This is a genomic window from Paenibacillus sp. BIHB 4019 (assembly GCF_002741035.1).
Lineage (GTDB): Bacteria > Bacillota > Bacilli > Paenibacillales > Paenibacillaceae > Pristimantibacillus.
Map to the genome: position 1 here is coordinate 2,302,089 of NZ_CP016808.1, position 23,856 is coordinate 2,325,944.

The window sequence follows — 23,856 nt, forward strand, 5'->3', positions numbered from 1 at the left end:
GCTATCTTTTTGGGGTCAATAGAACGTGGAGAGACGCTATATTGTTTCCCAAATTATAAGTTAAATCAATTAAGTAAGATAGTATTAATATTGTATTATTATTTTTTAGTGAAAAAGCCCCCACGCAGGAGATGGAAATCCGGCGTGAGGGCTTGGGGGGAGTTTGGCGGTCAACCTTTGACCGCGCCAGCTGTAAGGCCGCTGACGATGTATTTCTGGGCGAACAGGTAAAGCACGAGCACCGGGAGCGAAGTCATCACGAGATCGGCAAAGATCAGGTTCCAGTCCCGGCTGTATTTGCCGTAAAAATTGTAAACGGATAGCGGCATCGTCCAGTCGGAGCTGTCGGTGAGGAAATAAAGCGGAATCGTAATATCATTCCATACCGACATAAACACCATAATCGCCACAGTCGCGTTCACCGGAACGATGAGCGGAGTAATAATGCGGAAGAATACAGCAAGCATGCTCGCGCCTTCCAGGAAAGCTACTTCATCGAGAGCTCTCGGTATCGATTTGATAAACCCGCTGTACAGGAACACGCTGAACGCGACGTTCAAAGCGGCGTAAATGAAAATAACACTCGTAATGCTGCCATAGAAGCCCAGCCATTGTACGACACGAATCGTCGTAATAATCGACATTGGAGCGATAAGCCCCATAAAGAAAAACATATACAGGAAGCTCGACAACTTCGATTCTCTTCGCACCAGAATGAAAGCGGCGGCTGAAGAGGTAATAATGTTGACGATGGAAGATACGCCAGTGATCAGTAGCCCATTGAGGAAGGCACGGCCGAGGCCGCCTTCTTTAAAAACCTGCGTATAGTTGGAAAACATCCATTTGTCCGGGAGCGCGAGCTTAAAGCGCAGCACCTCGGAACTGGTCATGAAGGAACCGAAAATCATCATGAGCAACGGCACAATAATGATGAGGGAAGCGATTAGCAGAAAAATTTCGACAATATAGTTGCGAAGCGCAAGTTTGCGTGTGTAGCTCATTATTCAGCAACCTCCTTACGACGCATGAAGATCAGCAGTGGGATGGAAATAACGGTAACTGCCGCGAACAGCAGCGTATTGATTGCTGTACCCATGCCCCAGTTGCCTTCTCCGAAGGCGCGGAGAATAATCGTTCCGACAACCTGGGAAGCGTTGCCCGGTCCGCCGCCTGTAAGGACGAAAACTTCGGAAAATACCTTCAAGCCGCCAATGAGCGTCAGCATGAGATTGATATTGATAGCGGGAAGCAATAACGGAAGCGTAATTTTGCTGAATGTGCTCCACACGCCAGCGCCGTCAATCGTCGCCGCTTCATAATATTCTTTGGAAATAGACTGGAGTCCGGCCAAATAAATCGCCATCTGGAAGCCGGTATGCTGCCAGATCGACACCAGGGCAACGGTCCAGATTACAATGGATGGATTGGTCAGCCACGATTGGCCAAAGACACCTAGGCCGATGGCTTCCAGAAATTTATTGATGGTGCCATCTGTACGCAGCATTGGCGTGAACACAATACTGATAACGAGAACGCTCAAAATCGACGGCGAATAAAAAATCGCGCGCAGCAGATTTTTGGATTTCAGTCGCATGTTCAAGCCAATGGCTAAGGCGATACCAAGCACGTTTTTTCCGATAACCGTAACAATCGCGAAAATAAAAGTATTTTTCAGGGCTAAAATAAGCGTCTTGTCAGAAAAAATCTGTTTAAAATTGTCCCAACCGATAAATTTAAGCGTTTCGCGGTCAAGCCGCCAGTCCGTAAAGGAGTAAAACAAGCCGATGAGGGCAGGCAATACGAAAAATACACAATAAACGAGCAGGGCCGGCCATATTAGATAATAAGGATATAAGCTTTTTGTCTTCATCTGTAATCACGCTCCATAACAGCTTGGGGCAGAATAAAGCCCTGAAGGACCTTATTCTGCCTAGTGTTCTATCAATTAAAATCCGGCAACGCCTTTATCTTTCATCAATTGTGCAAACTTGTCGTTCCAAGCAGACAATACTTCTTCCGGTGTTTTGCCGCCAGCGAATTCATCCTGCAGATTTCTGTACAGCTCGCTGCGGTCAACCAGCATGTGCGCATCCATAGTCAGAACGGTTTTCTTCGGTGTAATGTAGTTGTCTACGATTTCTTGCTTGTAGTCTGGCAGCTTAGGAGTCGTCACATCGTTGAAGTTGGAAACATAGCCTTGTGCATCGACAATTTTTTGGGCTTGCTCTTTGGAAGCGATGAACTCAAGGAATTTTTTAGCTTCAGCCATGTGCTTCGCTTTTTTAGGAATGAACAACTGTCCGCCAAGCGGGCTTGCGCCAAGGCTTGCATCTTTGGAAGAAGGAATCGCGAACAATCCAAGGTGGATGTTAGGATCTTTTTCCGCTACGTTCTCAATGAGCCAGTCACCCATAAACATCATAGCCACTTCTTTGTCCAAAAATTTACCAACGGCCATATCGTAGCTGTCGCTCAAAATATCAGCGTTCGTGTAGCCTTTTTTGAATACTTGGTACTGCTGGTCCAGCAAAGTTGCGAACTCAGGGATGTCTGTCCATTTTTTCTTATTGCTGTTCAGATCATCGAACAACGTTGGATCATTTTTCGCTGCATAATCCGCGAATGCGGCTGCTGGCCAAATGTTGGCTGCCCAATTATCCTTGAAAGGCATGAATACCGGAGTTACGCCGCTTGCTTTAATCGCTTCGCATACCGCAAGGAACTCCTCGAAGGTTGTCGGAATCGACAGGTTCAGCTCCTTGAACATATCCTTGTTGTACACAACGCCTTGCATGCCTGTGTCTTGGCTGACATGGAAGCTGTATACATGATCATTAGCGGATAGTACATCTTTGTTCAACAGGCGGTCAACCCATGGCTCGCTGTCCAAAATTTCAAAGTTGCGCTCCAAGTTCAGGTCGGTTACGGCGCTTGCCAGGTTGTACTGGATAATATCTGGAGTTTCATCAACCGCCAGCTTCGTTTGCAGCACGGTTGCTGTCTGCTCAGCTGGAAGCAGTTGAAGATTAACTTTAATGTTTGTCTCTTTTTCAAAAGCATCAAGAAGGTCTTGCGCTACAAAAGCGGAGTCCTGCGAGCTCTTGGAAATGGCCAGCTCCAGCGTTACTTTACCGCCGCTGCTGCCGCTTCCTCCGTTGGTTGCTGTACCTGCCGGGCTATTGCTGTTTGATCCGCACGCCGCCAGTGACAAAGCCAGTAAGCTTGCGATGACGCCCGTTGCAGCTTTTTTCATCTTGTGATTCATGTTTAAATCCCCCCGTATTGAAATGTATGTGAATCATTCTGAATGCGGTTACAGGTTCGATTATAGACTTTAGAGCCAGATAGGTACATGTTTGCCATTTACCTTTCATGTGTAATATTCTGAACCGTTCACTCTGAGCCATTCACCGCTTGTCCGCCGATATCTGCAAATGGTACAGTAGGAGCATTAAAAGGTGCAAGGAGGAATACGGCTGGCTATCATGAATCGCAAGTTCGGTAAAAACCAATTCCAAGCGAGTCTACAGACCAAGTTTTTTCTTACGTTCGTTGTGCTGCTGCTTATCGTGCTTGGCAGTTTTCTGGTCTATGCCAATCTCGTCGTCATTCAGCCGCTTAAAGAGAAGACTGAAAATGAAAAGCTGATGTCAGCAGAGAAGGTCAGCGATCAGCTCGATATTTATATCGATAGCCAAAATCAGCTATCCCAACGTATTTTGTCCAATAAAGATGTTTATATTTTGCTGGCCGATGACGCCGCCTCCCAAACGTTTGAAGGATTGTCCCGCAGCCGCAAGCTGAAGGATATAATGTTTCAGGCGATTGGGCCCAGCTTGAACATTCAGGATATGATTATTTACAACCTCGAAGGCGCTGCATTAGTCTCCTATATTGGCTACGACCGCACGCCGCCTTCTTTAAAGCCGCTGCTGGCCGACAGCGAAACTTCAGCGGTTTGGAGCAGAAGCGGCTATTTGCTCAATCGGGAGGAGGCAGGAAAAGTCTCGTTTATTCGCCCGATTATTAATCAAAATGGCGAAATTTTCGGCTATTTGTCGATCCAGCTGGATCAAGCTTATTTGCAAATGCCGGCAGAGGGGCTGGCAGACAGCGAAGTATTTGTTTTGGCGCAGGATGGTCAGCTCATCTCAAGCTCGCAAAATGCAGAGGTCGATAAACTGCTGTCTACGCTGGAGCCGCGATCGGGTGCAAGCGGCATGTATATGGATCATCAACAAAACTACATTACGTATTACAAATCCAGCAGCTCCGATTGGACGACCTATATTGTCACGCCAAAACAAGCGGTGCTCGGCCCCGTCAGCTCGATCAGCAACATTTCCATCCTGCTCATTACATCGCTGATGCTGTTTTCCTTTTTTTACATTTATTTTTCTGCAAAAAATTTATTGCTGCCGATTCGCAAGCTGCGCAATCAAATTTTGCGTGTCAATTATAGCAATATGAACGTGAAGGTGGACAGCCGCTCGCATAATAATGAGTTGATTTTGCTCAATGAGTCATTTCAGGAGCTGCTGGAGCGGCTGCAGCAATCGATTGAGCGCGAGAAGCTGGCGCTGCATGAGGAAATTAAAGCGCGCAATTCCGCGCTGCAAGCGCAAATCGCGCCTCATTTTATCCATAATGTGCTGTATTTGATTAGTATTGCTGCCCAGGAGGGCAAGGATCAGGTCGTTCAGGATATGTGCAAGCAGCTGTCGGACAGCCTGCGTTATGTCGTATCCTCTCCTTATCAGCATGTATCGCTGTCGGACGAGCTGGCATATACGCGAAATTATTTGTCGCTCGTCCAGCAGAAATATGAGGATGATTTGGAGTGGGACATTGAAGCTGATGATGATTTGACGGGCTTGATCCAGCTTCCGCGGCTCGTCATTCAGCCGTTTGTTGAAAACTGCATTGAGCATGCATTCGAAAATACAGACCCGCCTTGGCGAATATCGATTCGCTTCAAGCTGTACAACGGATTGTGGGCGATTGAGATTAGCGATAATGGCGAAGGGCTCGCCGACGATAAAATCAAAGAAATACTCGGGAACATTGATGATTCCGATTCGGGAGCGCTTGAGCTGAAAATGAACAGCACGGGCATTGGCAATATGGGCATGGTGAATACGGTCAACCGGCTCAAGCTGATGTACAAAAACCGCCTTTTTTTCAATGTTTACAACAATGCAGAAACGGGCAAAGGCGCAACGATCCAAATTATTGCATCACTGACGAAGGATTTTTATTGATGAGGAGGGATAAGCGATGTACCAGGCTTTAATTGCAGAAGACAGCAAGCCGATCCTTCGCAATATTAAAGCGCTGCTGCAAGCAACCGAGCTGCCCATTCATATTGCCGCAACAGCGGCGAATGGCGAGGAAGCGCTGGCAGCTATGCGGCAGCATCGCATCGACATATTGCTTACGGACATTCGAATGCCGAAAATGGATGGTCTGGCGCTTATCGAGCAGGCGAAGCTGCTTCATCCGCAGCTCAAGGTTGTGCTGATCAGCGGCTACAACGATTTTGAATATACGCGCAAAGCGCTGAATTTGCAGGTATTCGACTACTTGCTCAAGCCTGTTGAGCGCCATCAGCTGCAGGAGGTTATGGAGCGGATCATTGTCCAACTGAAAGAGCAGCAATCGGGGGAGGCCGGGAGCTTCAAAGACATCGTTGATCCTGATTTTCATGCAGAGCTTAGGCTTGGGCCGGAATTTCGGGAACAGACGAAAGCGCCTTTTCTCATTCATAAGCAGCCCTTCTCGCCGAATAAGGAGCAATGGAAGCTGGGCGTGCTGCAAGCCGGTTTGACGGAGGTTTTTGCTCCGCATGGCTGTTGGGTTTTTCCAACGCAGCAGCCCTATCAGTTTTTTGTCCTCGTTAATCTTTCGGTAAAGGATAAATACCCTTCCGCTTATGCATGCATGGAGGCGGCGCGCAGCGGCTTGCTGAAGGAAGGCTTATATGCCTCGCTATGCGGCCAGGTGCAAGCGGTGCCAGACGGCAGCCTGGCGGAGTTTTATCAGCAAATGTCGCGGCTTATGAAGGAACAGCTGTCTATCACGGGACCGCTGCTGCTGCTGGATAAAGGCTATTCGGCGCTGCCGCTTGGCGCTGATTCTGCGATGACGGAGCTGCTCTCGAACAGCTTCGTGGACATGATTCGCCAGCGCCAGAAGGAGCGCTTCTCCTTAAAGCTGGCAGAGCAGCTGCAAAAGTGGCAAAGCAGCAACGTTCGGCTGGCTGAGCTGGAGCGTTTTCTGGTGCTGCTGACCGAGGCTTTCGGCAGCTCCCTCTCTGAGCAGGACCCATGGAACAAGCTCAAGCTGACGGAGCAGGCGAATAAGCTGCTGGAATTGGATAGCTTTGCAGACTTTACCGAGCAGTTGCTGCTCTGGGCCGAGCAATGCTTTGAGCTGCTGCAAAATCAAAATCGCAAAAGCGGCTCCGAGCTGTTTCAGCAAATTGACGAGTACGTGCAGATGAACATGTATTCGCATGTGTCCATTGCCGATCTTGCGCAGCGATTTCATGTCAGTCCCTCCTATATCAGCCGAATTATGAAGAAATATGCGGAGAAAACCTTCGTCCACTACTACTTGAATTTGAAAATCAAGGAGGCGTGCCGGCTGCTGGAAACGAAGCCGGAGATGAAAATTAAAGAGCTGTCCGATGTGCTATCGTTCAGCGACCAGCACTATTTTTCCAAGGTGTTCAAGGAATATGCAGGATGCAGCCCGACGGAGTATAAGGAGCAGCTCAAGAGCTTGTAAACCGTGTCATCTAATATGAATATAGGAGGATCTGCGATGAGGACTAGCGATGCTATTGCGGTTAAAAGGGCTCTTTATGAATAAAACCGAGCGATTGTTAGCGATTTTACTGGAGCTCCAGCGTAAAGACATGATGCGCGCCGAGGATTTGGCTGCTGTATTTGAGACGAGCGTTCGCACGATTTATCGAGATATGCAGGCGCTCAGTGAATCCGGTGTCCCGATTATCGGAGAGCCTGGTGTCGGCTATACGCTCATGGAGGGTTATTTTTTGCCGCCTATTAGCTTTACCGTGGAGGAAGCCGTGACTTTATTGATTGGTACGGTTTTTGTCGAGCAGCAGTTCGATGAGGGATATACGTCGAAGGCGAGAGTCGCTCGCGGGAAGATCGAGGCTATATTGCCGGAGCGTGTCCGTGAGGAAGCGGATCGCACCCGTGCAGCCATCAAGCTGCTGGCACCCTATGATCCGCTTGCGGGCGGATTGGATAAACAAAAAATCAATATTTTGCGCACCGCAATATTAGAGCAGCGCAAAATACGGCTCCACTATAAGAAAACGTATGCCGATGAGGACGGAAGCCGGCATAGCACCCGGATAGTCGCGCCATATGGACTCGTGTTTTCGCAAGGCAATTGGCTGCTGCTGGCCTATTGCGAGCTGAGGGCGTCGCTTCGCCATTTCCGCTTGTCGCGCATGGAGCAGCTTGCTTTGCTGGATGAGCGCTTCCGGCGGCCCCAGGACTTTGATCTGCAAGCTTATGTACCCGAAAATGACCGCAAGCTGCCCGTGCGTATATGGGTGAATCCCTCTATCGCGGATAAAGTGAAGGAACAAAATAACTTTTATATGGAATCATTCGAGGAGAACGAGGACGGCCTGTACGTGAATTTTCTTGTTCGTGTACAGGAGGAGCTGCTGCATTGGATACTTGGCTGGGGTTCAGGCGTCGTTGTGCTGGAGCCGGAATCGCTGCGACTGCGGGTCCGCGCTGAGGCTGTTAAAATCTTGGAAAGCTACTGAAAAAGCTACTGACATACTGATGTCAGTAGCTTTTTCTTATACTTGGGCTATCTTACTTAAAGGGGCTGTGCAAATTGATAAATACGCTGCAATCTATAAAGCAATTTGAACCATTGAAGGAGCAATATGAACGGGAGCTGGAATTGTTCACGCTTGAGCAGCTCCAGCAAAAGCCAACTGAGCAAGAATGGTCGATCGGCCAAGTATATGTCCATCTAATCAACAGTGCGCTATATATGCAGCTTAGTTCTGCTGAGCAATGCTTGAGCGGGGAGTCGTCAGCTTCCGGTAGCCCTAGCGATTCAACTAGCGAAATGAAGGAAATGAAGGAAAGGAAAAACGCCATTTATGCCGAAGGCAGCTTGCCGCCAATTCGCGTTCACGTTGATCCTTTTCCAGGATATACACCCATTCAGCCTGGGAGCAAAGAAGAGCTGATCCAAGGAATGGCAGAGGTGCTGCGCCGTTTGAAGGAGCTGGAGCCAGCGGTTGCACAGGCACCTGAGCATCGGACGGTTCCGCATCCGGGTTTTGGCGAGATGAACGCTAAGGAATGGTTTTTGCTCGTAGAAATGCATTTCCGCCATCATCTGCGCCAACTGGAGCGCTTGAAGCCTTTCGTGGCTTCGATTTAGCAGCTAAAGAGTCGACTGCGACTGCGGGAGCTGGTCCATATTGTGCTTCCGCAGCTTTCGTTCGCGCTTAAGCTTGTACATCGCTTTATCTGCACTGTTCAGCAAGGAATCCCCATCTAGTCCGTCCTGCGGATAAATACTGATCCCCATACTGAGCTTCGCAAACAATTGCTCATTGCCATAACGCAGCGAGCGGCTTGCAAAACGCTCCTCTATTTCAGGAATAATCTCGTGAATGCAAGCGGCAGAAGGGAGCGGGCTTATAAATAGGACGAATTCGTCCCCGCCCAGCCTTGCTACCATGCCTCGGCCGCCGACGCTTTCTTTGATAAGTCCAGCCGTATGCCGCAGCAGAGCATCGCCTGCATCATGCCCGAAGCGGTCATTCGTTTCTTTAAATTCATCCAGGTCAATCAGCACGACAGCGAGCTGATGCTCCTTCCGCGCAGCTTCGGCAATGGCAGCCGCCAGCCTTTCATAGAAGAAGCGGCGGTTGGGCAATTCGGTCAGCGCATCATGGTAGGCGAGAAAGGCAATCTGCTCTTGATGCTCCTTGATCAGCGTAATATTGCGGAAAATAAGAATGACATGCGGTTCATTATCTACCGTTATATAATCCCCATCTATGAGCACCGTGAGTTCTCTTTCTCCATTATGAATTTTCGTCTCCAGCTCTTTAATTTCCAGCTGGTTTCTGAGCCGTTTTTTCAGCTCGGCACTAGCTAGCGCATCGAGTCCAGCATGCTCCAGCTGCAAATGGTCAAACAGCTGCTTTGCGCTTGGATTGGCTTCCTTAATGGTGCCGGAGCTCTCGACGAGCAAAATCGCGGCTGGATTTAAATTGAATAGCCGCTCATATCGCTGTTTATTGGAATTGAGAAACTCGAATCTTTGCATCGCGAGCCGCAGCATAAAGCACCAGACAAGACCGCCGTATAAATAAGAGTAAGGGGGCAGTGTATTTTCGAATTGAAAATAGCCAAAAAAACCAACCCAAAGCATCGTAATAATGGTGCCGGCAATCATTAGCCGATAAATAGGCTCCCGTTCGTGATCCTGAGAAGCTCTAACCCGGGCTTGACCAAGCAGTAGAAAAACCAGATAGACTATGGCAATCAGAATGCTGCCCGTCATGGCGGCGAAATAAGGGAAATTGTATACGGGATATTTCCAAATGCCAACTTGAACGAACTCTTGGGAGGAAATGTATTTTTGGTTGCTTAAAATGTTGAAGGGAATAATCAGCAGTGGGATGTAGAAAATATAGGGATAAATCCAACGCGGAAGCCGCTTGTCCATGCCGGAAAATTTGGAGATGAAATGTACGCCAATTCCAGGTATGGCGATGCCAACGTTAGAAAACCACAACGCTGTAAGAGCTGGGCTGTATTCAATGGGAAGCAGGAACCGGACATACTCCTCCATAAACATAATAAAATAACAAGCGATAATAAGACTGACGAGCTGATGCTCAATCTTCTTCGGATTGCGGTACAGCACATCCAGACCCATATAGAAAAATAAAAGCATCGGGAGCAAGTAAGCGCCCAGTGAAACTAATACTTCCGACAGACTCAAGGCCTCTCTGCCCCTTCCAGATTCATCTGATCTGCATGCGCTGCAAACATCTAACCTCATTTTAGACAGTTCGTCGCTATTTGTCGATTTGAAATATATTTTCGTTCCCATTTGAAAATAGGGGCAGCAAAAAAGGAGGGGATTATTCCCCTCCTTAACGGCCCAAAGGCAGCTCGCACTGCCTCGCGCGGTCATCTATGCCATTTTTTAAGTAGATTAGAAATTGAAGTTGTCCGGATCTGAACCTACGCGCACATTTTGATTCAAGCCGTCGATTTGTGCCATTTCTTCTGTGGAAAGCTCGAAGTCGAAGATGGCGGCATTTTCAATAATCCGATTTTCTTTAATCGATTTAGGGATGGTGATGATGCCATTTTGCAAATCCCAACGCAAAATGACTTGAGCCGTCGATTTGCCATGCTTGTCGGCAAGGGCTTTCAGCACAGGCTCATCGAGCAATTTTCCCTGCATGAGCGGTGACCAAGCTTCAATAACGATACCATGCTCGCTTGCGAAACTTCTGATCTCCTGCTGCGTCAGGCGGGGGTGAAGCTCGATTTGATTGACCATCGGCACAATTTCTGCGTCCGCCAGCACATCTTGCAGATGATGGACATGGAAGTTGCTGACGCCGATTGCTTTCACGCGGCCTTCTTTATACAAGGTTTCGAGCGCACGCCAAGCTTCTTTATATCTGCCCGGCTTAGGCCAGTGGATTAAATAAAGGTCCAAATACTCCAATCCTAGCTTTGCAAGGCTAGTCTCATATGCGGCAATTGCCGACTCATAGCCAAGATCGGAATTCCATACTTTGGAAGTAATAAACAAATCTTCACGGGAAACCCCATACTGTTCAATCGCTTCTTTGATTGCTTGGCCCACGCCTTCTTCGTTCTGATATACGGCAGCGGTATCGATGCTGCGGTAGCCATTTTTGATCGCGGCTTTTACCGAGCTGACGACTTCCTCGCCGTCTTCTACTTTAAATACGCCAAGTCCGAACCAAGGCATTTTGATGCCGTTATGAAGCGTGACCGTATCCTGCAAATGTTGTGCTGTCATGAATGAACTCTCCTCCTGAAAAATAAAATGTATACTTGAGCCGCAATGTCATTTGCAGCGTTTAGCTCTTTGCTGGCTGACAACTGTAATTATGCACCCTTACGCCCGAAAAAAACAGTACGTACTTTAAAGTACCCATATTACTAAAAAGTAATCTTTACCTATGGCCGCCACGCAGCCATTTTCTTCACGCCCCTTGTGTTCGGGTAGTATTTTTGGGACAATAATGATAAAGAAGAACGGATCGGTCGTTCAATGCAGTGGAAAGAGGAACAATCATGATGAAACCATCCATTTATGGATTAACCTTTGAGCAGCTAACCGCCTGGCTGCTGGAGTTTGGACATAAGAAGTTCCGCACGACGCAGGTGTGGGAGTATTTATACCGGAAACGGGTCACGTCCTTCGAGGAAATGACGGACGTGAATCCGGAATGCTTGAAGGTGCTCGAAGAGCATTTTGCTATTCAGACGCTCGCAGAGCACACGCTTCAGGAATCAGCTGATGGAACGCGCAAATTTCTGTTCAAGCTCAGCGACGGCAATCTGATCGAGACGGTGCTGATGCGGCATAAGTTTGGCTTATCCGTCTGTGTGACGACGCAGGTAGGCTGCAACATCGGCTGCAGCTTCTGTGCGAGCGGACTGCTGGCGAAGAGCCGCGACCTGACGAGCGGAGAAATTGTTGAGCAGGTGATGAAGGCGCAGCTGTATCTGGATAAGGAGCAGCAGGGCGACCGCGTCAGCCATCTGGTCGTAATGGGCATTGGCGAACCGTTCGACAACTATACGAATTTGGTCGATTTTCTGCAAGTGATCAAGGATCATAAGGGGCTGGCGATTGGCCCGCGGCATATTACCGTGTCAACAAGCGGTTTGACGAAGAAGATTATGGATTTCGCCGACAACGATCTTGGCGTCAATCTGGCGATTTCGCTGCATGCGCCGAATAATGAGCTGCGCACGCGCATTATGAAGATCAATCGCGCATTGCCGATTGAGAAGCTGATGGAAGCGATCGATTATTATTTGGCGAAGACGAAGCGGAGAATTACGCTCGAATATATTTTGCTCAAGGATATGAATGATCAGGTGGAGCATGCGCTTGAGCTAGTAGAGCTTGTTGCGGATAGAGGGTCGCTCGTGAATGTGAACCTCATTCCTTATAATCCGGTCGATGAGCATAGCCAATATCAGCGCAGCGAGCCGGAGTCGATCCGGGCGTTCTACGATACGATTAAGAAAAATGGCCTTAGCTGCAGCGTGCGTCTGGAGCATGGCACGGATATTGACGCAGCCTGCGGACAGCTTCGCAGCAAGCAGATCAAGGCGTCCAAGGATCAAGTGCCGCAGGAAAGCGCGGCGAGATAGAGCATAGCAGGCATACAGCAGCAAGGCATACGGGCATTTCCGACTGCTTTTTTACAGGCGGCAGGGAATGCTTTTTCTAAAATATAAGCATGTACAAATTTCACACTTATTCTAGGCTTATATTTCTCGGACTGAAACGCGCCGCGCCGCCAAAGGCTGGCGACAGCCGGAACCAGCGACAAATGAAAGGCAGTCTTCGCAACTTGACGCAAATTAGGTTAGAATGAACAATAGAATGCTGGACAGGAGCTGTTATGATGTCGAAAGATAGAGAAGAAATTATATTAACGCAAGAGGGGCTTGCCCAGTTGGAAGCGGAGCTTGACGATCTCAAATATGTGAAGCGCAAGGAGCTCGCAGCCCGGATCAAGCTGGCAATCAGCTACGGCGATTTGAAGGAAAACAGCGAATACCATTCAGCTAAAAACGACCAGTCTTTCATGGAAACCCGAATTATTATTTTGGAAAAAATGCTCAAGAAGGCACGCGTCATTGACGTGGAAGCGCTAGATACGAGCCGGGTCAACATTGGCTTTACCGTTATTTTGAACGATGTGGAGTTCGCGGAGAAGCTGGAATACAAAATCGTCGGCACAGAAGAGGCTGACGTTGCAAGCAATAAAATATCCTACGAAAGCCCGCTCGGCAAAGAGCTGATGGGCAAAGTAGTAGGAAGCATTATTAGCGTGAACGCGCCAATGGGCATCATTAAATACGAGCTGCTCGAAATTAAGGCGTAACGCACCAACTTATTCGTGGTCAAATAGAGGAGAAATGGACAATGGCTAGAAAAAAAATCGTTCATACGACGGTAGAAGACAAGCTGAATCATAAACTAACGGTGCTGCTCAAGGAATGGGCAGGACAGAGCGGCTTTTTTGGCTACAAGGATATGGATTTCGAGCAGGTGCTGGCTTTGGTGAACACAGCTGGCTGGAAGACGGAGCTGGATCATTCCGATCCGGCGGTTCGTTCCGTACGCATGGTCAAAGAGGATACGGTCAGAAAAGCGAAGTTTATTGTGGATGACAAGGGTCGCGTTATTAAAATCGACTAAGGCGCAAAGCGGCCGGACTGGAATCGACTGCCTAGCCATCCGTTACCATATACCGAGTTGCCGTGGCGAAAGCCCGGCGCGCAGAAAGCCTTCCCTTGTGGGGAAAGCAGCCTGTGCGTCGGGCTTTTTCCTATTTCACAGCCGATATTGAATCCAAGCTCCATATTTTCTAAAAAAACGGCAATGCTAATGTAACGAAGTTTACAAAGCATTTACCGTACTCTAATACAGCTATAAACTTTCAAACGTATACTAAGGACAAATAATGAAATGAGGCGTTCTATGACAGCCGATCCGATTGCTCAATTTGAGAAGAAGATGATCATCCGCAATATAGAAACGGCAGATATCGACCAGATTATTGCTCTGCAGCTCATTTGCTTTCCTAATATGTCCCCGTGGAAAAAAGTTCAGCTTGAAAGCCATCTTCGCATTTTTCCAGAAGGGCAAATTTGCGTGGAGCTGGATGGCGAAATTATTGGCTCCTGCTCCAGCCTCATCGTCAACTTTGATGACTATTTGGAGCAGCATACGTATTCGGAAATTACGGATAAAGGCTTTATCCGCAACCATAACGCGCGTGGCGAGAGCCTGTACGGGATGGAGGTTATGGTGCACCCCGATTACCGGAGGATGAAAATCGGCAGACGGCTGTATGAAGCGCGCAAGCGGCTGGCCGAGAAGCTTAATTTAAAAAGCATTATCGTCGGGGGACGCATTCCCGGCTATCACAAATACAGCGACAAGCTGACGCCGCGGGAATATGCGGAGGAAGTGCTGCAGCAGAACATTTATGATTCGGTGCTGACATTCCAAATGATGAACGGCTTTACGCTTAAGCGGATTTTGACGAACTATTTGCCTGATGATGACGATTCGATGAGCTATGCCTCCTTGCTGGAATGGAACAATATCGACTATAAGCCGAGCAGCAGCAAAATCCATTATAAGCTCTCGTTTCCGGTGCGCATTTGCGTCGTGCAATATATGATGAAAAAAATCGACTCCTTCGAGGAGTTTGCGACGCAGTGCGAGCATTACGTCGATGTCGCGGCCGATTATAAATCAGATTTTGTCGTGTTTCCGGAAAATGTGACGATGCAGCTGCTCTCCTTCCTCGATGATGACCGATCGCCCAGCCTTGCGGTGCGCAAGCTGACGACATTCACAGCGGAATACGTGGAGCTGTTTACGGAGCTTGCCGTTAAATACAATGTAAATATTATCGGAGGCTCGCATTTTGTAGAGCGGAATAACCGCATTTACAATGTAGGGCATTTATTCCGCCGTGATGGAACGATCGAGCAGCAGTACAAGCTGCATATTTCGCCAAATGAACGCAAATGGTGGGGCATTAACGGCGGAGACCGGCTGGAGGTATTCGATACCGACTGCGGCAAAATTTCCATTCAGCTGAGCAGCGACATTGAATATCCCGAGCTGTCGCGCGCAGTGGCGGAAGCTGGTGCGCAGCTGATTTTCGTTCCTTTTTGCGCAGAGGATCGCCAGACTTTTCTGCGGGTTAAATATTGCGCGCAGGCGCGGGCGATCGAAAACCAGGTGTTTACGGTCACCTCGGGAACGGTCGGAAATTTGACGCATGTGGACAATGTCGATATTCAATATGCGCAGTCTGGTGTATATACGCCAGCTGATTCCACATTCCCGCGTGACGGCATTGCCGGAGAGTGCAGCGAAAATACAGAGACGATTATCATGGTCGAAGTCGACATGGAAATTTTGCAGCGCTACCGCAAGTCCAAGGATGTGCTGACGTTCCGCGATCGCAGAACGGATATCTATTCCTTGCAAATTCATTCGTAGCATAGGAGGCGCTTATGAGGCCATTTTTGGTTGCAGCTGTGCAATATAGCTTGACGGGCATTACGGCCGAGGAAGCATTTTGGCAAAAAATCACGGCTACCATCCAAGAGGCCGCAGGACGGGGGGCGGATCTTATCGTGTTTCCCGAATACATGACTGCACATTTGCTGGGCTTTACGGAGGAAATGGATCATGAGGCAGCCTGCCGTTACTTAGACAGCTACACCGAGGATTATATGGCCTTGATGCAAAAAAACAGCCGCGAGCTGGGCTTGATGATTTTGGGAGGCACCCATATTTGCAAGGAAGATGGGAAGTTTTACAACAAAGCCTTCCTGTTCTTCCCGGATGGGCGGATAGAGACGCAAAGCAAGCTGCATCTCACGCCTGAAGAGCAGACACGCTGGCCGCTGGCGGCAGGGGACAGCCTCAATATTGTGGAAACAAGCTGGGGCAAGCTGGCGATGCTGACCTGCTACGATATCGAGTTTCCCGAGCTGGCTAGGCTTGCTGCCGATCAAGGCGCCGAGCTGCTGTTATGTCCGTCTTATACGGACACCTCCTTCGGCTATTACAGGGTGCGCCTTTGCGCGCAGGCGCGGGCGATTGAAAACCAGCTGTTCGTTGTGCTCAGCGGTATCGTTGGGGAGCTGGGCGAGGATCGTCCGCAGGTCGACCGCGGCTATTGCCAGGCGGGGCTGTTCACGCCCTGCGATGTTCCTTTTGCCGAGGATGGCATATTGGAGACGGGCGAGTTGAACCAGGACATGTTCGTCATGGCCGAGCTGGATTTTTCCATGCTGCGCACAAATCGGGAGCAGGGTCTGGTCGCTCCTTTTTATGACCGACGTCCTGACCTTTATAAACAACAAGAAAATAGGCTGCTGAGGGAGTGCTGAAGATGGAATATTCAACGTATGGCCGCCATGTGGCAATGGACGCTTGGGGCATTGCATTCGAGCATTTGAACGCCGCTGATCTTTTGAGTCAGCAGATGGTACAAGCAGCAGAGGCGAGCGGCGCGACGATTTTATCCGTACAAGCGGAGCAGTTCGAGCCACAGGGGGCGACAGTGCTCGTCATGCTGTCGGAAAGCCATATGTCGATCCATACGTATCCCGAGAAGGGCTTTGCTGCGCTTGACTGCTACACCTGTGGCGATACCGTCGATCCTCATGTCGCGATTCAGGCGATGCTCGTGTTTCTTCAACCCGAGGAAACAGCTGAGGTGAAAATAACGAGGGGCATGGGCGAGCTCGTTATTAACCGTTTCCCGCTTGCGAATCGCGCGGTGTTTGACGAAGCAATTCCAGCATCGGTCCTTGGGAGCGAGCAAGAGGAAGGGAAAATGAAGCCGTAGCCGAGCCGCGGTACTAGCGTGCCACGAATCGGAATCCGAATGCGAGTCCGCTCAATTAGATTTTGCTCCGCTTATCTTCAAATAGCGGATCTTGTGTCCGATAGATTGAACAAGCGCCGGGTGTTCCGCTCTGTCTCCAGATAACCACGATCGCGTGGCAAATAAACCAATAGCGCCAAGCCTGCAGGCTTGGCGCTATTGGTGATGCGTATGGGCATGGAATACAACTGCTTGCTGGAATTGCTAGCTGATGCGGCTATGATCAGCCAGTGTAGCTATCACTAAACCGGGAGTCGGAAATAGTAGCGGCGGCAACCGCATCGTTGGCCGGAGCGGCAAGAGCTGTCGCATGGTTATTGGCGCTAGGTATCCGCTCGTTGGCAGCTGTCTCATAGCTGATAAAACCTAGCTGCAGCAGCACGACAATGGCGATGAGCCAAACCTTTTTTCCAATGAAAAAGCCAGGTTTATCGCTTCCCTCATAGTGGCCCCCACTCTTCAATAGGCGGCTTGCGAACCAATAGGACAGCCCGAGTGCGACAATGCCAAGCAGCGCAAGCGTGACCGATTTGTTCAGCAGCGTCCACAAATAATCGTAATATTTGATTGTGAGAAAGAGGAGCCAGAAGAAGAAGCTTCCCGCTGTTTCCAGCGTTTGCTCACGCTTGATGAACAGGAATACCGCAACCGTCAGCAGAACGAAGGCTAGCACATTAAACAGCGCTACTGAATAAGCAAATACCGGGTCCAGCGATGTCATCCATAAGAGAAAAATATAGCTGAACAGCAGGCTGCCCTCCCTCATATGGGCCCGCCGCTCGCCGCTCAAACCAGCGAATGAGCTGCCGTATACCGCTGCATTTAGCGCGGTCAAGGAAATGATGATGATGGAATAAGCATCGTGCATGTTTTGTAATAGCTGATAAAGCACAATCGCAGCGGCAATATTCATCAGCATATAGGTGATCAAATGCTGTATCCGTCCTTGGAGGCGAAGCCAGCTGATGACGGCAATAGCCAAGAAAATGACGCTCAGCGGCGCTTTCCCGATCCAGGCGATGGACACGAGCCCCATGGCGAAGCCAACTGTAAACACCGTGTAGCGAACGACCGCATTAACGCGTGGCAGCAAAAGCATCGGCACGATGAACAGCAGCGATAAGGCATAAAGGGCATATTGCGTCTTCAGCGGCCCGTTCTCATCCGTTAGCAGCACGACAAGGCCAATAACAGAAATGCTGCCGATAATGATGCCCACAATCGTAATAACTGTTGAGACGATGCTGCCCAGCAGATGGTGGTCAGCGGTCTTTTGTGCTGTAGTATTCACGGGCTGCTGGGCAGCTTTCAAAGCAGACTCTTTAACCCCCTCCGTCGTTCTCTCGGCAGCAGTGGTTTTATTGCCTAACTTGTTCATGTAGCGGAAAAACAGCACGTTTGCCGTAAGCAGTGCGATAACGAACAAGATGCCTAGCACGAAACGGAAGACGGACTCGGTCTCCAGCGAGAAACGGATGAATTTTGCCACCGTATAAGCGGATGCAGCAAGTGCGGTAAGAGTCAGCATCGTTTTATCAAGCCGAATGCGCATGAAGTAATAGAAGCAGGCCGCAATGACGGCGATATCCAAAACATTCATGAAGAGCGATAGGCCGGCATGGCCAAAGGCGCCAGCGAGGTTGAGCAGCGAAATATGCAGCATCACAAAGCTTGCCAGACGAACGATTTCAGAAGCAAGCCGCTTAGTCTGTGCCAGCAGGAACAGAGCTAGATTGAACGCCACAAAAGCGGAATCGGCCAGCAGGGTATTCATCTCCACATTAGGCGTAAACAAACGATAATCAAATAAAAAATACAGCGTGAAATGCGCCAGTATATAAGTCAGCACATATAGCGGCTTGTATCGCGTTATCCAAGCGAGCAGCAGGCTCGGCAGAGTTGAAAGGAGACAAATGACGTAAGGAGGCTGATGCAGATTATATATTTGGTCAGCAAGCGCTGCAGCTGCTCCAAAGGCGATGCAGCCTGCGAGGAGGAGGATGCCGCTCAGATAAGCGGACAAGCCAAGCGGAAGCCTGCACCGGGAGAAGCCGAAAGACAGCACATAGAAAAATAAAACGAATCCGCCGGAGGTCAGCATTTTGTGAGAGCTGCTGAGTCCGCTCCAATTCGCAGCGAATAAATAGAAAATAGCCGCAAGCAGCAATGCAATGCCCATCAGGAAGCCCATTCTTATCATGTTTATACGCAGCATAGCGTTCACTTGCCTTTCTCTGGGAGTATACGCCTCATTATATTCTCCTATTTGCCAGCGAACTAGTACTCACTTTTTATAGTACCGAATCGCCTAACTCAGCCCGAAACTATTTTCCTGATTTTGGCGTTTAGATCATAGGAGTAGAAGGAATGAGAGAAGGGGGCAGTTTCTAATGGTTCTGAAAATCGTGCAGGCAGCAGCTGTTTGCATTCTGCTGCTCACAGGCTGCTCCGCAGCCGAAAATGCGCCGCAGTCCGGTACAGCGGCATTACCTGAAGCTGAAGCGGCGCAAGTGCCGGAAGCTGGTTCGGCGCTGGAGCCAGAGTCTTCCGCAGCTTCCAGCCCGAGTGAAACGGCTGATGCATCCGCCAACATGCCCGCCGATTTTGAACCGGGAATGGACATTGATTGGGAAGCGGCTCAATCCGAGCTGAAGGAGCAAGGGATGGCGGAAGTGCTGCACGCGAATTTGGCGGCGCTGCTGAAGTTGGATCAGAAGGCATTTAACAGCACCTTTCTTGATCAGGCGCATGCGGAGCCGTTTCAGTTTTATTTGAGCTATTACCAATATTATTTTACGGGAATCGGAGATGTCACTTACTTTGACTCTGGCAATATCAATATAGTGGTAATGGTCGATTTATGGTCGGAGGCAGGTTTCGAAGAGAACAGCGCAATGACCTACACCTTCCAGAAAAACAAAGCAGGCGACTACAAAATTGCCGTTATCGATTAAGCGGTCTATTTCTCCAGCTTGCTTTTTTAGCGTAAAACGCAACTTCATCTTAGTAAGAAGCGTCTATATTTTCAGCATATCAGAGGAAAAAATGACTAAAAATCTGGAGGTTTTAAGGAAATGAGATTCAAACGGGCGCTTCTGCTCCTCTTATTATTCATATTGATGATTCCGGCAGGCGTAGCGCCAGCTTCTGTACAAGCTGCGGCGGCGCCGACGATTCAAATTGTGCTGGATGGCGAAGTGGTAAACAGCGATGTCCCGCCGTATTTGCGGGAGGACTTGAACGTAACGATGGTGCCGCTGCGCGTCATTAGCGAAAGTTTGGGCGCACAGGTGAGATGGTCGCAGGCGGCTAAGCAAGTAACCATTAGCCAGGACGACACGATTATTACGATGGTTTCGGGGCAAAACAGCGCTTTTGTCAACGGCAGCGTCATTACGCTCGATGCGACGGTTCAGACCGTGAGCGGCCGTGTCATGGTACCGCTTCGTTTTGTCAGCAATCAGCTGGGCGTTGCCGTGAGATGGGATAATGAAGCCAAGGTCGTTCATTTGTACAAGGATACCGTTAGTCCGGCGCCAAGCACGCCAGCGAGTCCGGCTGCAACGCCTGCTCCAACACCGGCGGCTACCGTGACACCGGTGCCAACTTCTATCCCGACCCCAACGCCTGCTGCTCCAACAGAGTCGCTGCCGCCGGTAGTCGTACCGACTCCCGCTGCGGGCACCGAGCTAAGAGGAGTTTGGGTATCGACGATCTACAATTTGGACTTTCCTTCAACGGCATCCTATGGAAAACAGGCTGTACAAGAGAAGGAATTTAAAGCATTGCTCGACGATGTGCAGGCGATGGGGATGAATGCCGTATTCGTGCAGGTTCGTCCATCGGCCGATGCGCTTTACCCATCGTCGCTCGTTCCTTGGTCGAAGGTGCTTACGGGCAAGCAAGGGGTGGCGCCTGCCTACGATCCGCTGCAATTTATGCTGGATGAGACGCATCGCCGCGGCATGAAGTTCCATGCCTGGTTCAATCCATTCCGGGCAAATACGGATACAGATACGAGCAAGCTTGCTTCCAATCATGTAGCGGTGGAGCATCCCGACTGGGTGCTGACCTCCGGCTCGCAGCTGCTCATTAATCCGGGCGTTCCGGCCGCACGCCAGCATGTGATTGATGTCATTATGGAAGTTGTGAACAATTATGATATCGATGGCGTGCATTTGGACGATTATTTTTATCCGTCCAACATTACGCTGAGCGATGATGCCACATTCAAAGCCTATAACAGCAAGAAGCTGGCGACTAAGGCGGAATGGAGACGCAGCAACATTGATGAATTCGTAAGGCAGCTCGACGAGTCGATTCATAGCGTCAGGCCGACGGTTGCTTTTGGCATCAGCCCATTCGGTGTTTGGCGCAACAAATCGCAGGATGCGAACGGCTCCGATACGAATGCTGGAGTGACTGCCTACGACAGCATGTCAGCTGATGTGCGCAAATGGGTCAAGCAGGGCTGGATCGATTATGTCGCTCCTCAAGTGTATTGGAGCATGTCGCTCTCCGTAGCGCGTTACGATAAAGTGGTAGATTGGTGGGCAGCCCAAGTGGCGAATACGGGTGTCGATCTTTATATCGGCCATGCCGCCTATAAGCTGGGAACGAAAGAAACAGGGTGGCAAACCTCGGAGGAATTGATCAAGCAGCTGAAATATAATACGAAGCATCCTGAGGTGAAGGGCGATATTTATTTCAGTGCCAAAGACCTGCGCAAAAACCCGCTCGGCATAATTGAAGCCTTGAAAAGCTACTACGGGAAGTAAGATCGAACAGCATCCAAACGCACTTCTATATTTATAAAATAAAGCCAAAACAGCCGCTGTCCCCTTTTGAAGGAAGGGAGCAGCGGCTGTTTTTTATTTGCCTCCAAGCAGCAGCGTGCCTGAGCCGTTTGATTTACAAAAGGTCCTGGCGTGCCTGCTTCAACGCATCCTCAAGCCCGCCTTCAACAATCGTAAGCGGGACGGACAGCATGAGGTTGGTCGGCAGCTCGAAGTTTTCTACCTGCATGCCATCCTGATACAGTCCGGTTTGCGAATCGATGCCGGGCAGCAGCTTCTCGGCCTGCGTGCGCTTATCGCTGACGAAGCCGTACAGCTTCTTGTTCATCGCGTAGCCAAGCCCGCACTCAAATACAGTGCCGGAATCCGGCTCATGCCCGCGAAAAGGGTTCAAGTTGGCGATGATGACATCGGCCTTTTGCACAAGCTTGACGTTGCCAGCGAAAATCGCCTGCGCCGTCTCCCATTTTGTCGGCGAAGGCTTAATATCTTTATCCAGTGGGAAAATGCCTTCAAAGCCGTATGCTTCGCACAGCTCCTTCATTTGCTTGCCTAGCTCCACAGCATCGGTGCGGAACACCTCAAAGCCCGCCATGTATACTTTTAGTTTCCCAGTTGTCGTCTCGTCCATTCCCATTCTCCTTCGTGCTTAAGGCACGTTTTTATGCTTTATTCTACTACGCCTCTAATTAAAGTAGCAATAAAAAGGCAGCTGCCCGGCTTGACTGGCTGGTCATCCAAGTCTATACTGGAACTAATTTGAAGAAGGAGGCTGATGTTATATGAGCACAATGAGCAGAGGATTGGTTGTTATGGCGTCGGTCTCTACGGACTTAAGCTAAGAAGACGGATAGAGCATTAGGCTGATGCTGGGCGAAGGCGCAGCAGGGCTGCTTTTGAAGCTTTTTTGTGTCCGCAGGAGACCAAGATGGTGTCTTGCGGACTTTTTTTCATGCGAAAGGGGCTCTGGCCGCCGAAAGGTGGAGACAGCCCTTTGCGCTTATGCATACGGATGCTGCTCCCCGGCATCGCTGTGCGAGAAAAAGACCGCAGGATCATGCTGTGGTCTTTTTTTGTTGTACCTAAATAAATAATCATCCAACAAACGGAGGAATACGATTTGACATTGAAACCAGAAAATCAAGAAATTAAGCAACAACCGGATACGCAGAAACAAAAAACGCTGCTGCAAGCCTATGGCTGGAATGAGCATTGGGAAGCGGAGCTGCAGCGTGCAAGAGCAGGAGCAGGAGGTGTACCGCTGGTGGCGGCGCGTGTAGCAGCGCAGTTTTCGCATCAGTACCGAATTGTGACGGAGGCAGGCGAGCAGGCGGCCGTTGTCACCGGCAAGTACGAGTTTGAAGCGGTTAATCGCGGGGATTTTCCGGCGGTAGGCGATTGGGTGCTGGTGCAGCCGCTCCCCGGTGAAGCGAGGGCCGTTATTCATGCGCTGCTGCCCCGCCGCTCGGCGATGGTGCGCAAGGAGGCGGGGCAGCGGGTCGATGTGCAGGTGATCAGCGCCAATCTGGATTATGTGTTTATAACGAACGCCTTGAATCAGGATTTTAATTTGCGGAAAATAGAGCGTTATTTGCTCGCTGTCTGGGAAAGCGGGGCGAAGCCGGTTGTGCTGTTGACCAAGGCCGATCTTTGTGAGGCTCCTGATCATTATACTGCTCTGGTGGAGGGGATAGCTCCCGGCGTTCACGTCCATGCCGTGAGTGCTTTTGAAAATCAGGGGCGGGAGGCGTTAGCCGAATACTTGCTCCCCGGGCAGACGATTGCGATAACCGGCTCCTCCGGTGTTGGCAAATCAACGCTGCTTAACTGGCTGGCAGATGCCGAGAAGCAGCGCGTCCAGGACATTCGCGAAAGCGACGCCAGAGGGCGGCATACGACGACGCATCGCGAAATGTTTGTGACGCCGAGCGGCGCGATTATCGTTGACACGCCAGGTATGCGGGAGCTGCAATTATGGGAGTCGGATGAGGGGATGGATACTACCTTTTCCGATATTGGGGAGCTGGCTGCGAGCTGCCGTTTTCACGATTGCCGCCATGAGCGGGAGGAGGGCTGTGCGGTCAAGCAGGCGATTGCGGATGGAACGCTGGAGCAGCGCCGCTTCGCCAACTTCAAGAAGATGGAGAAGGAGCTCGCCCATATGGCACGTAAAGAAGAATCGGTGAACAGGCGCACGAAAAAACAGGCTGAGAAGCGCGTGTCCGCCAAATCGCGAGCAGGCAGACGGGCGGCTTCGTCCTATGCGGGCGATATAGGCGATGATGAATAAATGAAAAACCGCCTGTCCCCCGGAATTCCGGA

20 protein-coding genes are annotated in these 23,856 nt (G+C 49.9%); 13 read left to right on the plus strand and 7 right to left on the minus strand.

The window, feature by feature from the left end:
* Positions 1-170: 170 nt before the first annotated feature.
* From BBD42_RS09775 to BBD42_RS09785, 3 genes are all read right to left on the minus strand, one after another.
* The gene (locus BBD42_RS09775) at positions 171-1,001 is read right to left on the minus strand and encodes a carbohydrate ABC transporter permease (RefSeq protein WP_099517988.1); all 831 of its coding nucleotides are present in this window, start codon (positions 999-1,001) and stop codon (positions 171-173) included.
* Entirely contained in the window at positions 1,001-1,870 is an 870-nt protein-coding gene (locus tag BBD42_RS09780; RefSeq protein ID WP_056036369.1) for a carbohydrate ABC transporter permease, read from the minus strand. The genes BBD42_RS09775 and BBD42_RS09780 overlap by 1 nt, the downstream gene beginning before the upstream one ends.
* Before the next feature lie 75 nt (positions 1,871-1,945).
* Positions 1,946-3,265, minus strand: a complete 1,320-nt coding sequence (locus BBD42_RS09785) for an ABC transporter substrate-binding protein (protein WP_099517989.1) — start codon at positions 3,263-3,265, stop codon at positions 1,946-1,948.
* 193 nt (positions 3,266-3,458) lie between these two features.
* Between BBD42_RS09785 and BBD42_RS09790 the strand changes: the two genes are divergently transcribed.
* The 4 genes from BBD42_RS09790 (at position 3,459) to BBD42_RS09805 (ending at position 8,448) form a co-directional block, all read left to right on the plus strand.
* On the plus strand, positions 3,459-5,261 hold the full coding sequence (locus tag BBD42_RS09790) for a sensor histidine kinase (protein WP_348272597.1): 1,803 nt from the start codon (positions 3,459-3,461) through the stop codon (positions 5,259-5,261).
* 16 nt (positions 5,262-5,277) lie between these two features.
* Complete coding sequence (locus BBD42_RS09795) at positions 5,278-6,789, plus strand: response regulator (protein WP_099517991.1); 1,512 nt, start codon at positions 5,278-5,280, stop codon at positions 6,787-6,789.
* Between the two features lie 76 nt (positions 6,790-6,865).
* Entirely contained in the window at positions 6,866-7,813 is a 948-nt protein-coding gene (locus tag BBD42_RS09800) for a helix-turn-helix transcriptional regulator (protein WP_099521540.1), read from the plus strand.
* Between the two features lie 77 nt (positions 7,814-7,890).
* Positions 7,891-8,448 carry a DinB family protein gene (locus BBD42_RS09805; RefSeq protein WP_099521541.1) on the plus strand — a complete coding sequence of 186 codons (558 nt, stop codon included), beginning with the start codon at positions 7,891-7,893 and terminating at the stop codon, positions 8,446-8,448.
* A 3-nt stretch (positions 8,449-8,451) separates the two neighbouring features.
* Here BBD42_RS09805 and BBD42_RS09810 read toward each other — a convergent pair whose 3' ends face one another.
* Both BBD42_RS09810 and BBD42_RS09815 read right to left on the minus strand, forming a co-directional pair.
* The gene (locus tag BBD42_RS09810) at positions 8,452-10,026 is read right to left on the minus strand and encodes a diguanylate cyclase domain-containing protein (RefSeq protein ID WP_172455442.1); all 1,575 of its coding nucleotides are present in this window, start codon (positions 10,024-10,026) and stop codon (positions 8,452-8,454) included.
* A 216-nt stretch (positions 10,027-10,242) separates the two neighbouring features.
* Positions 10,243-11,088 carry an aldo/keto reductase gene (locus BBD42_RS09815; protein WP_099517993.1) on the minus strand — a complete coding sequence of 282 codons (846 nt, stop codon included), beginning with the start codon at positions 11,086-11,088 and terminating at the stop codon, positions 10,243-10,245.
* Between the two features lie 278 nt (positions 11,089-11,366).
* Here BBD42_RS09815 and rlmN point away from each other — a divergent pair, with 278 nt between their 5' ends.
* The 6 genes from rlmN (at position 11,367) to speD (ending at position 16,699) form a co-directional block, all read left to right on the plus strand.
* Positions 11,367-12,458: a dual-specificity RNA methyltransferase RlmN gene (gene rlmN / locus BBD42_RS09820; RefSeq protein WP_056036383.1), complete on the plus strand. Its 1,092-nt coding sequence runs from the start codon at positions 11,367-11,369 to the stop codon at positions 12,456-12,458.
* A gap of 254 nt (positions 12,459-12,712) precedes the next feature.
* Positions 12,713-13,198 (plus strand): transcription elongation factor GreA, encoded by a 486-nt coding sequence (gene greA / locus BBD42_RS09825; RefSeq protein ID WP_481855927.1) that lies wholly within the window; start codon positions 12,713-12,715, stop codon positions 13,196-13,198.
* Between the two features lie 41 nt (positions 13,199-13,239).
* Positions 13,240-13,515, plus strand: coding sequence for a hypothetical protein (locus BBD42_RS09830; protein ID WP_099517995.1), 276 nt, complete (start codon positions 13,240-13,242; stop codon positions 13,513-13,515).
* 282 nt (positions 13,516-13,797) lie between these two features.
* Positions 13,798-15,339 (plus strand): bifunctional GNAT family N-acetyltransferase/carbon-nitrogen hydrolase family protein, encoded by a 1,542-nt coding sequence (locus BBD42_RS09840; RefSeq protein ID WP_099517997.1) that lies wholly within the window; start codon positions 13,798-13,800, stop codon positions 15,337-15,339.
* Between the two features lie 14 nt (positions 15,340-15,353).
* A complete protein-coding gene (locus tag BBD42_RS09845) occupies positions 15,354-16,238 on the plus strand; it encodes a carbon-nitrogen hydrolase family protein (RefSeq protein ID WP_099517998.1) in 885 nt (294 codons plus the stop codon).
* Between the two features lie 2 nt (positions 16,239-16,240).
* Positions 16,241-16,699 (plus strand): adenosylmethionine decarboxylase, encoded by a 459-nt coding sequence (gene speD / locus BBD42_RS09850; RefSeq protein WP_099517999.1) that lies wholly within the window; start codon positions 16,241-16,243, stop codon positions 16,697-16,699.
* A 262-nt stretch (positions 16,700-16,961) separates the two neighbouring features.
* On the opposite strand, the gene BBD42_RS09855 is transcribed toward speD, so the two are convergent.
* Positions 16,962-18,953 (minus strand): DUF2157 domain-containing protein, encoded by a 1,992-nt coding sequence (locus tag BBD42_RS09855; protein ID WP_150131534.1) that lies wholly within the window; start codon positions 18,951-18,953, stop codon positions 16,962-16,964.
* Positions 18,954-19,128: 175 nt separating this feature from the next.
* Between BBD42_RS09855 and BBD42_RS09860 the strand changes: the two genes are divergently transcribed.
* Together BBD42_RS09860 and BBD42_RS09865 are read left to right on the plus strand one after the other, a co-directional pair.
* Entirely contained in the window at positions 19,129-19,692 is a 564-nt protein-coding gene (locus BBD42_RS09860; protein ID WP_099518001.1) for a hypothetical protein, read from the plus strand.
* A gap of 120 nt (positions 19,693-19,812) precedes the next feature.
* Positions 19,813-21,516 (plus strand): family 10 glycosylhydrolase, encoded by a 1,704-nt coding sequence (locus tag BBD42_RS09865; protein WP_099518002.1) that lies wholly within the window; start codon positions 19,813-19,815, stop codon positions 21,514-21,516.
* Positions 21,517-21,649: 133 nt separating this feature from the next.
* On the opposite strand, the gene BBD42_RS09870 is transcribed toward BBD42_RS09865, so the two are convergent.
* The gene (locus tag BBD42_RS09870; protein WP_172455443.1) at positions 21,650-22,165 is read right to left on the minus strand and encodes a nucleoside 2-deoxyribosyltransferase; all 516 of its coding nucleotides are present in this window, start codon (positions 22,163-22,165) and stop codon (positions 21,650-21,652) included.
* A 489-nt stretch (positions 22,166-22,654) separates the two neighbouring features.
* On the opposite strand from BBD42_RS09870, the gene rsgA reads away from it, so the two are divergent.
* Entirely contained in the window at positions 22,655-23,824 is a 1,170-nt protein-coding gene (gene rsgA, locus BBD42_RS09875; RefSeq protein WP_237163433.1) for a ribosome small subunit-dependent GTPase A, read from the plus strand.
* The last annotated feature ends 32 nt before the right edge of the window (positions 23,825-23,856 follow it).

Coding starts and splice junctions, on each gene's coding strand:
- BBD42_RS09775 (WP_099517988.1), bottom strand. CDS start 1,001: ATGAGCTACACACGCAAACTTGCGCTTCGCAACTATATTGTCGAAATT.
- BBD42_RS09780 (WP_056036369.1), bottom strand. CDS start 1,870: ATGAAGACAAAAAGCTTATATCCTTATTATCTAATATGGCCGGCCCTG.
- BBD42_RS09785 (WP_099517989.1), bottom strand. CDS start 3,265: ATGAATCACAAGATGAAAAAAGCTGCAACGGGCGTCATCGCAAGCTTA.
- BBD42_RS09795 (WP_099517991.1), top strand. CDS start 5,278: ATGTACCAGGCTTTAATTGCAGAAGACAGCAAGCCGATCCTTCGCAAT.
- BBD42_RS09800 (WP_099521540.1), top strand. CDS start 6,866: ATGAATAAAACCGAGCGATTGTTAGCGATTTTACTGGAGCTCCAGCGT.
- BBD42_RS09815 (WP_099517993.1), bottom strand. CDS start 11,088: ATGACAGCACAACATTTGCAGGATACGGTCACGCTTCATAACGGCATC.
- rlmN (WP_056036383.1), top strand. CDS start 11,367: ATGATGAAACCATCCATTTATGGATTAACCTTTGAGCAGCTAACCGCC.
- greA (WP_481855927.1), top strand. CDS start 12,713: ATGATGTCGAAAGATAGAGAAGAAATTATATTAACGCAAGAGGGGCTT.
- BBD42_RS09830 (WP_099517995.1), top strand. CDS start 13,240: ATGGCTAGAAAAAAAATCGTTCATACGACGGTAGAAGACAAGCTGAAT.
- BBD42_RS09840 (WP_099517997.1), top strand. CDS start 13,798: ATGACAGCCGATCCGATTGCTCAATTTGAGAAGAAGATGATCATCCGC.
- BBD42_RS09845 (WP_099517998.1), top strand. CDS start 15,354: ATGAGGCCATTTTTGGTTGCAGCTGTGCAATATAGCTTGACGGGCATT.
- speD (WP_099517999.1), top strand. CDS start 16,241: ATGGAATATTCAACGTATGGCCGCCATGTGGCAATGGACGCTTGGGGC.
- BBD42_RS09855 (WP_150131534.1), bottom strand. CDS start 18,953: ATGCTGCGTATAAACATGATAAGAATGGGCTTCCTGATGGGCATTGCA.
- BBD42_RS09860 (WP_099518001.1), top strand. CDS start 19,129: ATGGTTCTGAAAATCGTGCAGGCAGCAGCTGTTTGCATTCTGCTGCTC.
- BBD42_RS09865 (WP_099518002.1), top strand. CDS start 19,813: ATGAGATTCAAACGGGCGCTTCTGCTCCTCTTATTATTCATATTGATG.
- BBD42_RS09870 (WP_172455443.1), bottom strand. CDS start 22,165: ATGGACGAGACGACAACTGGGAAACTAAAAGTATACATGGCGGGCTTT.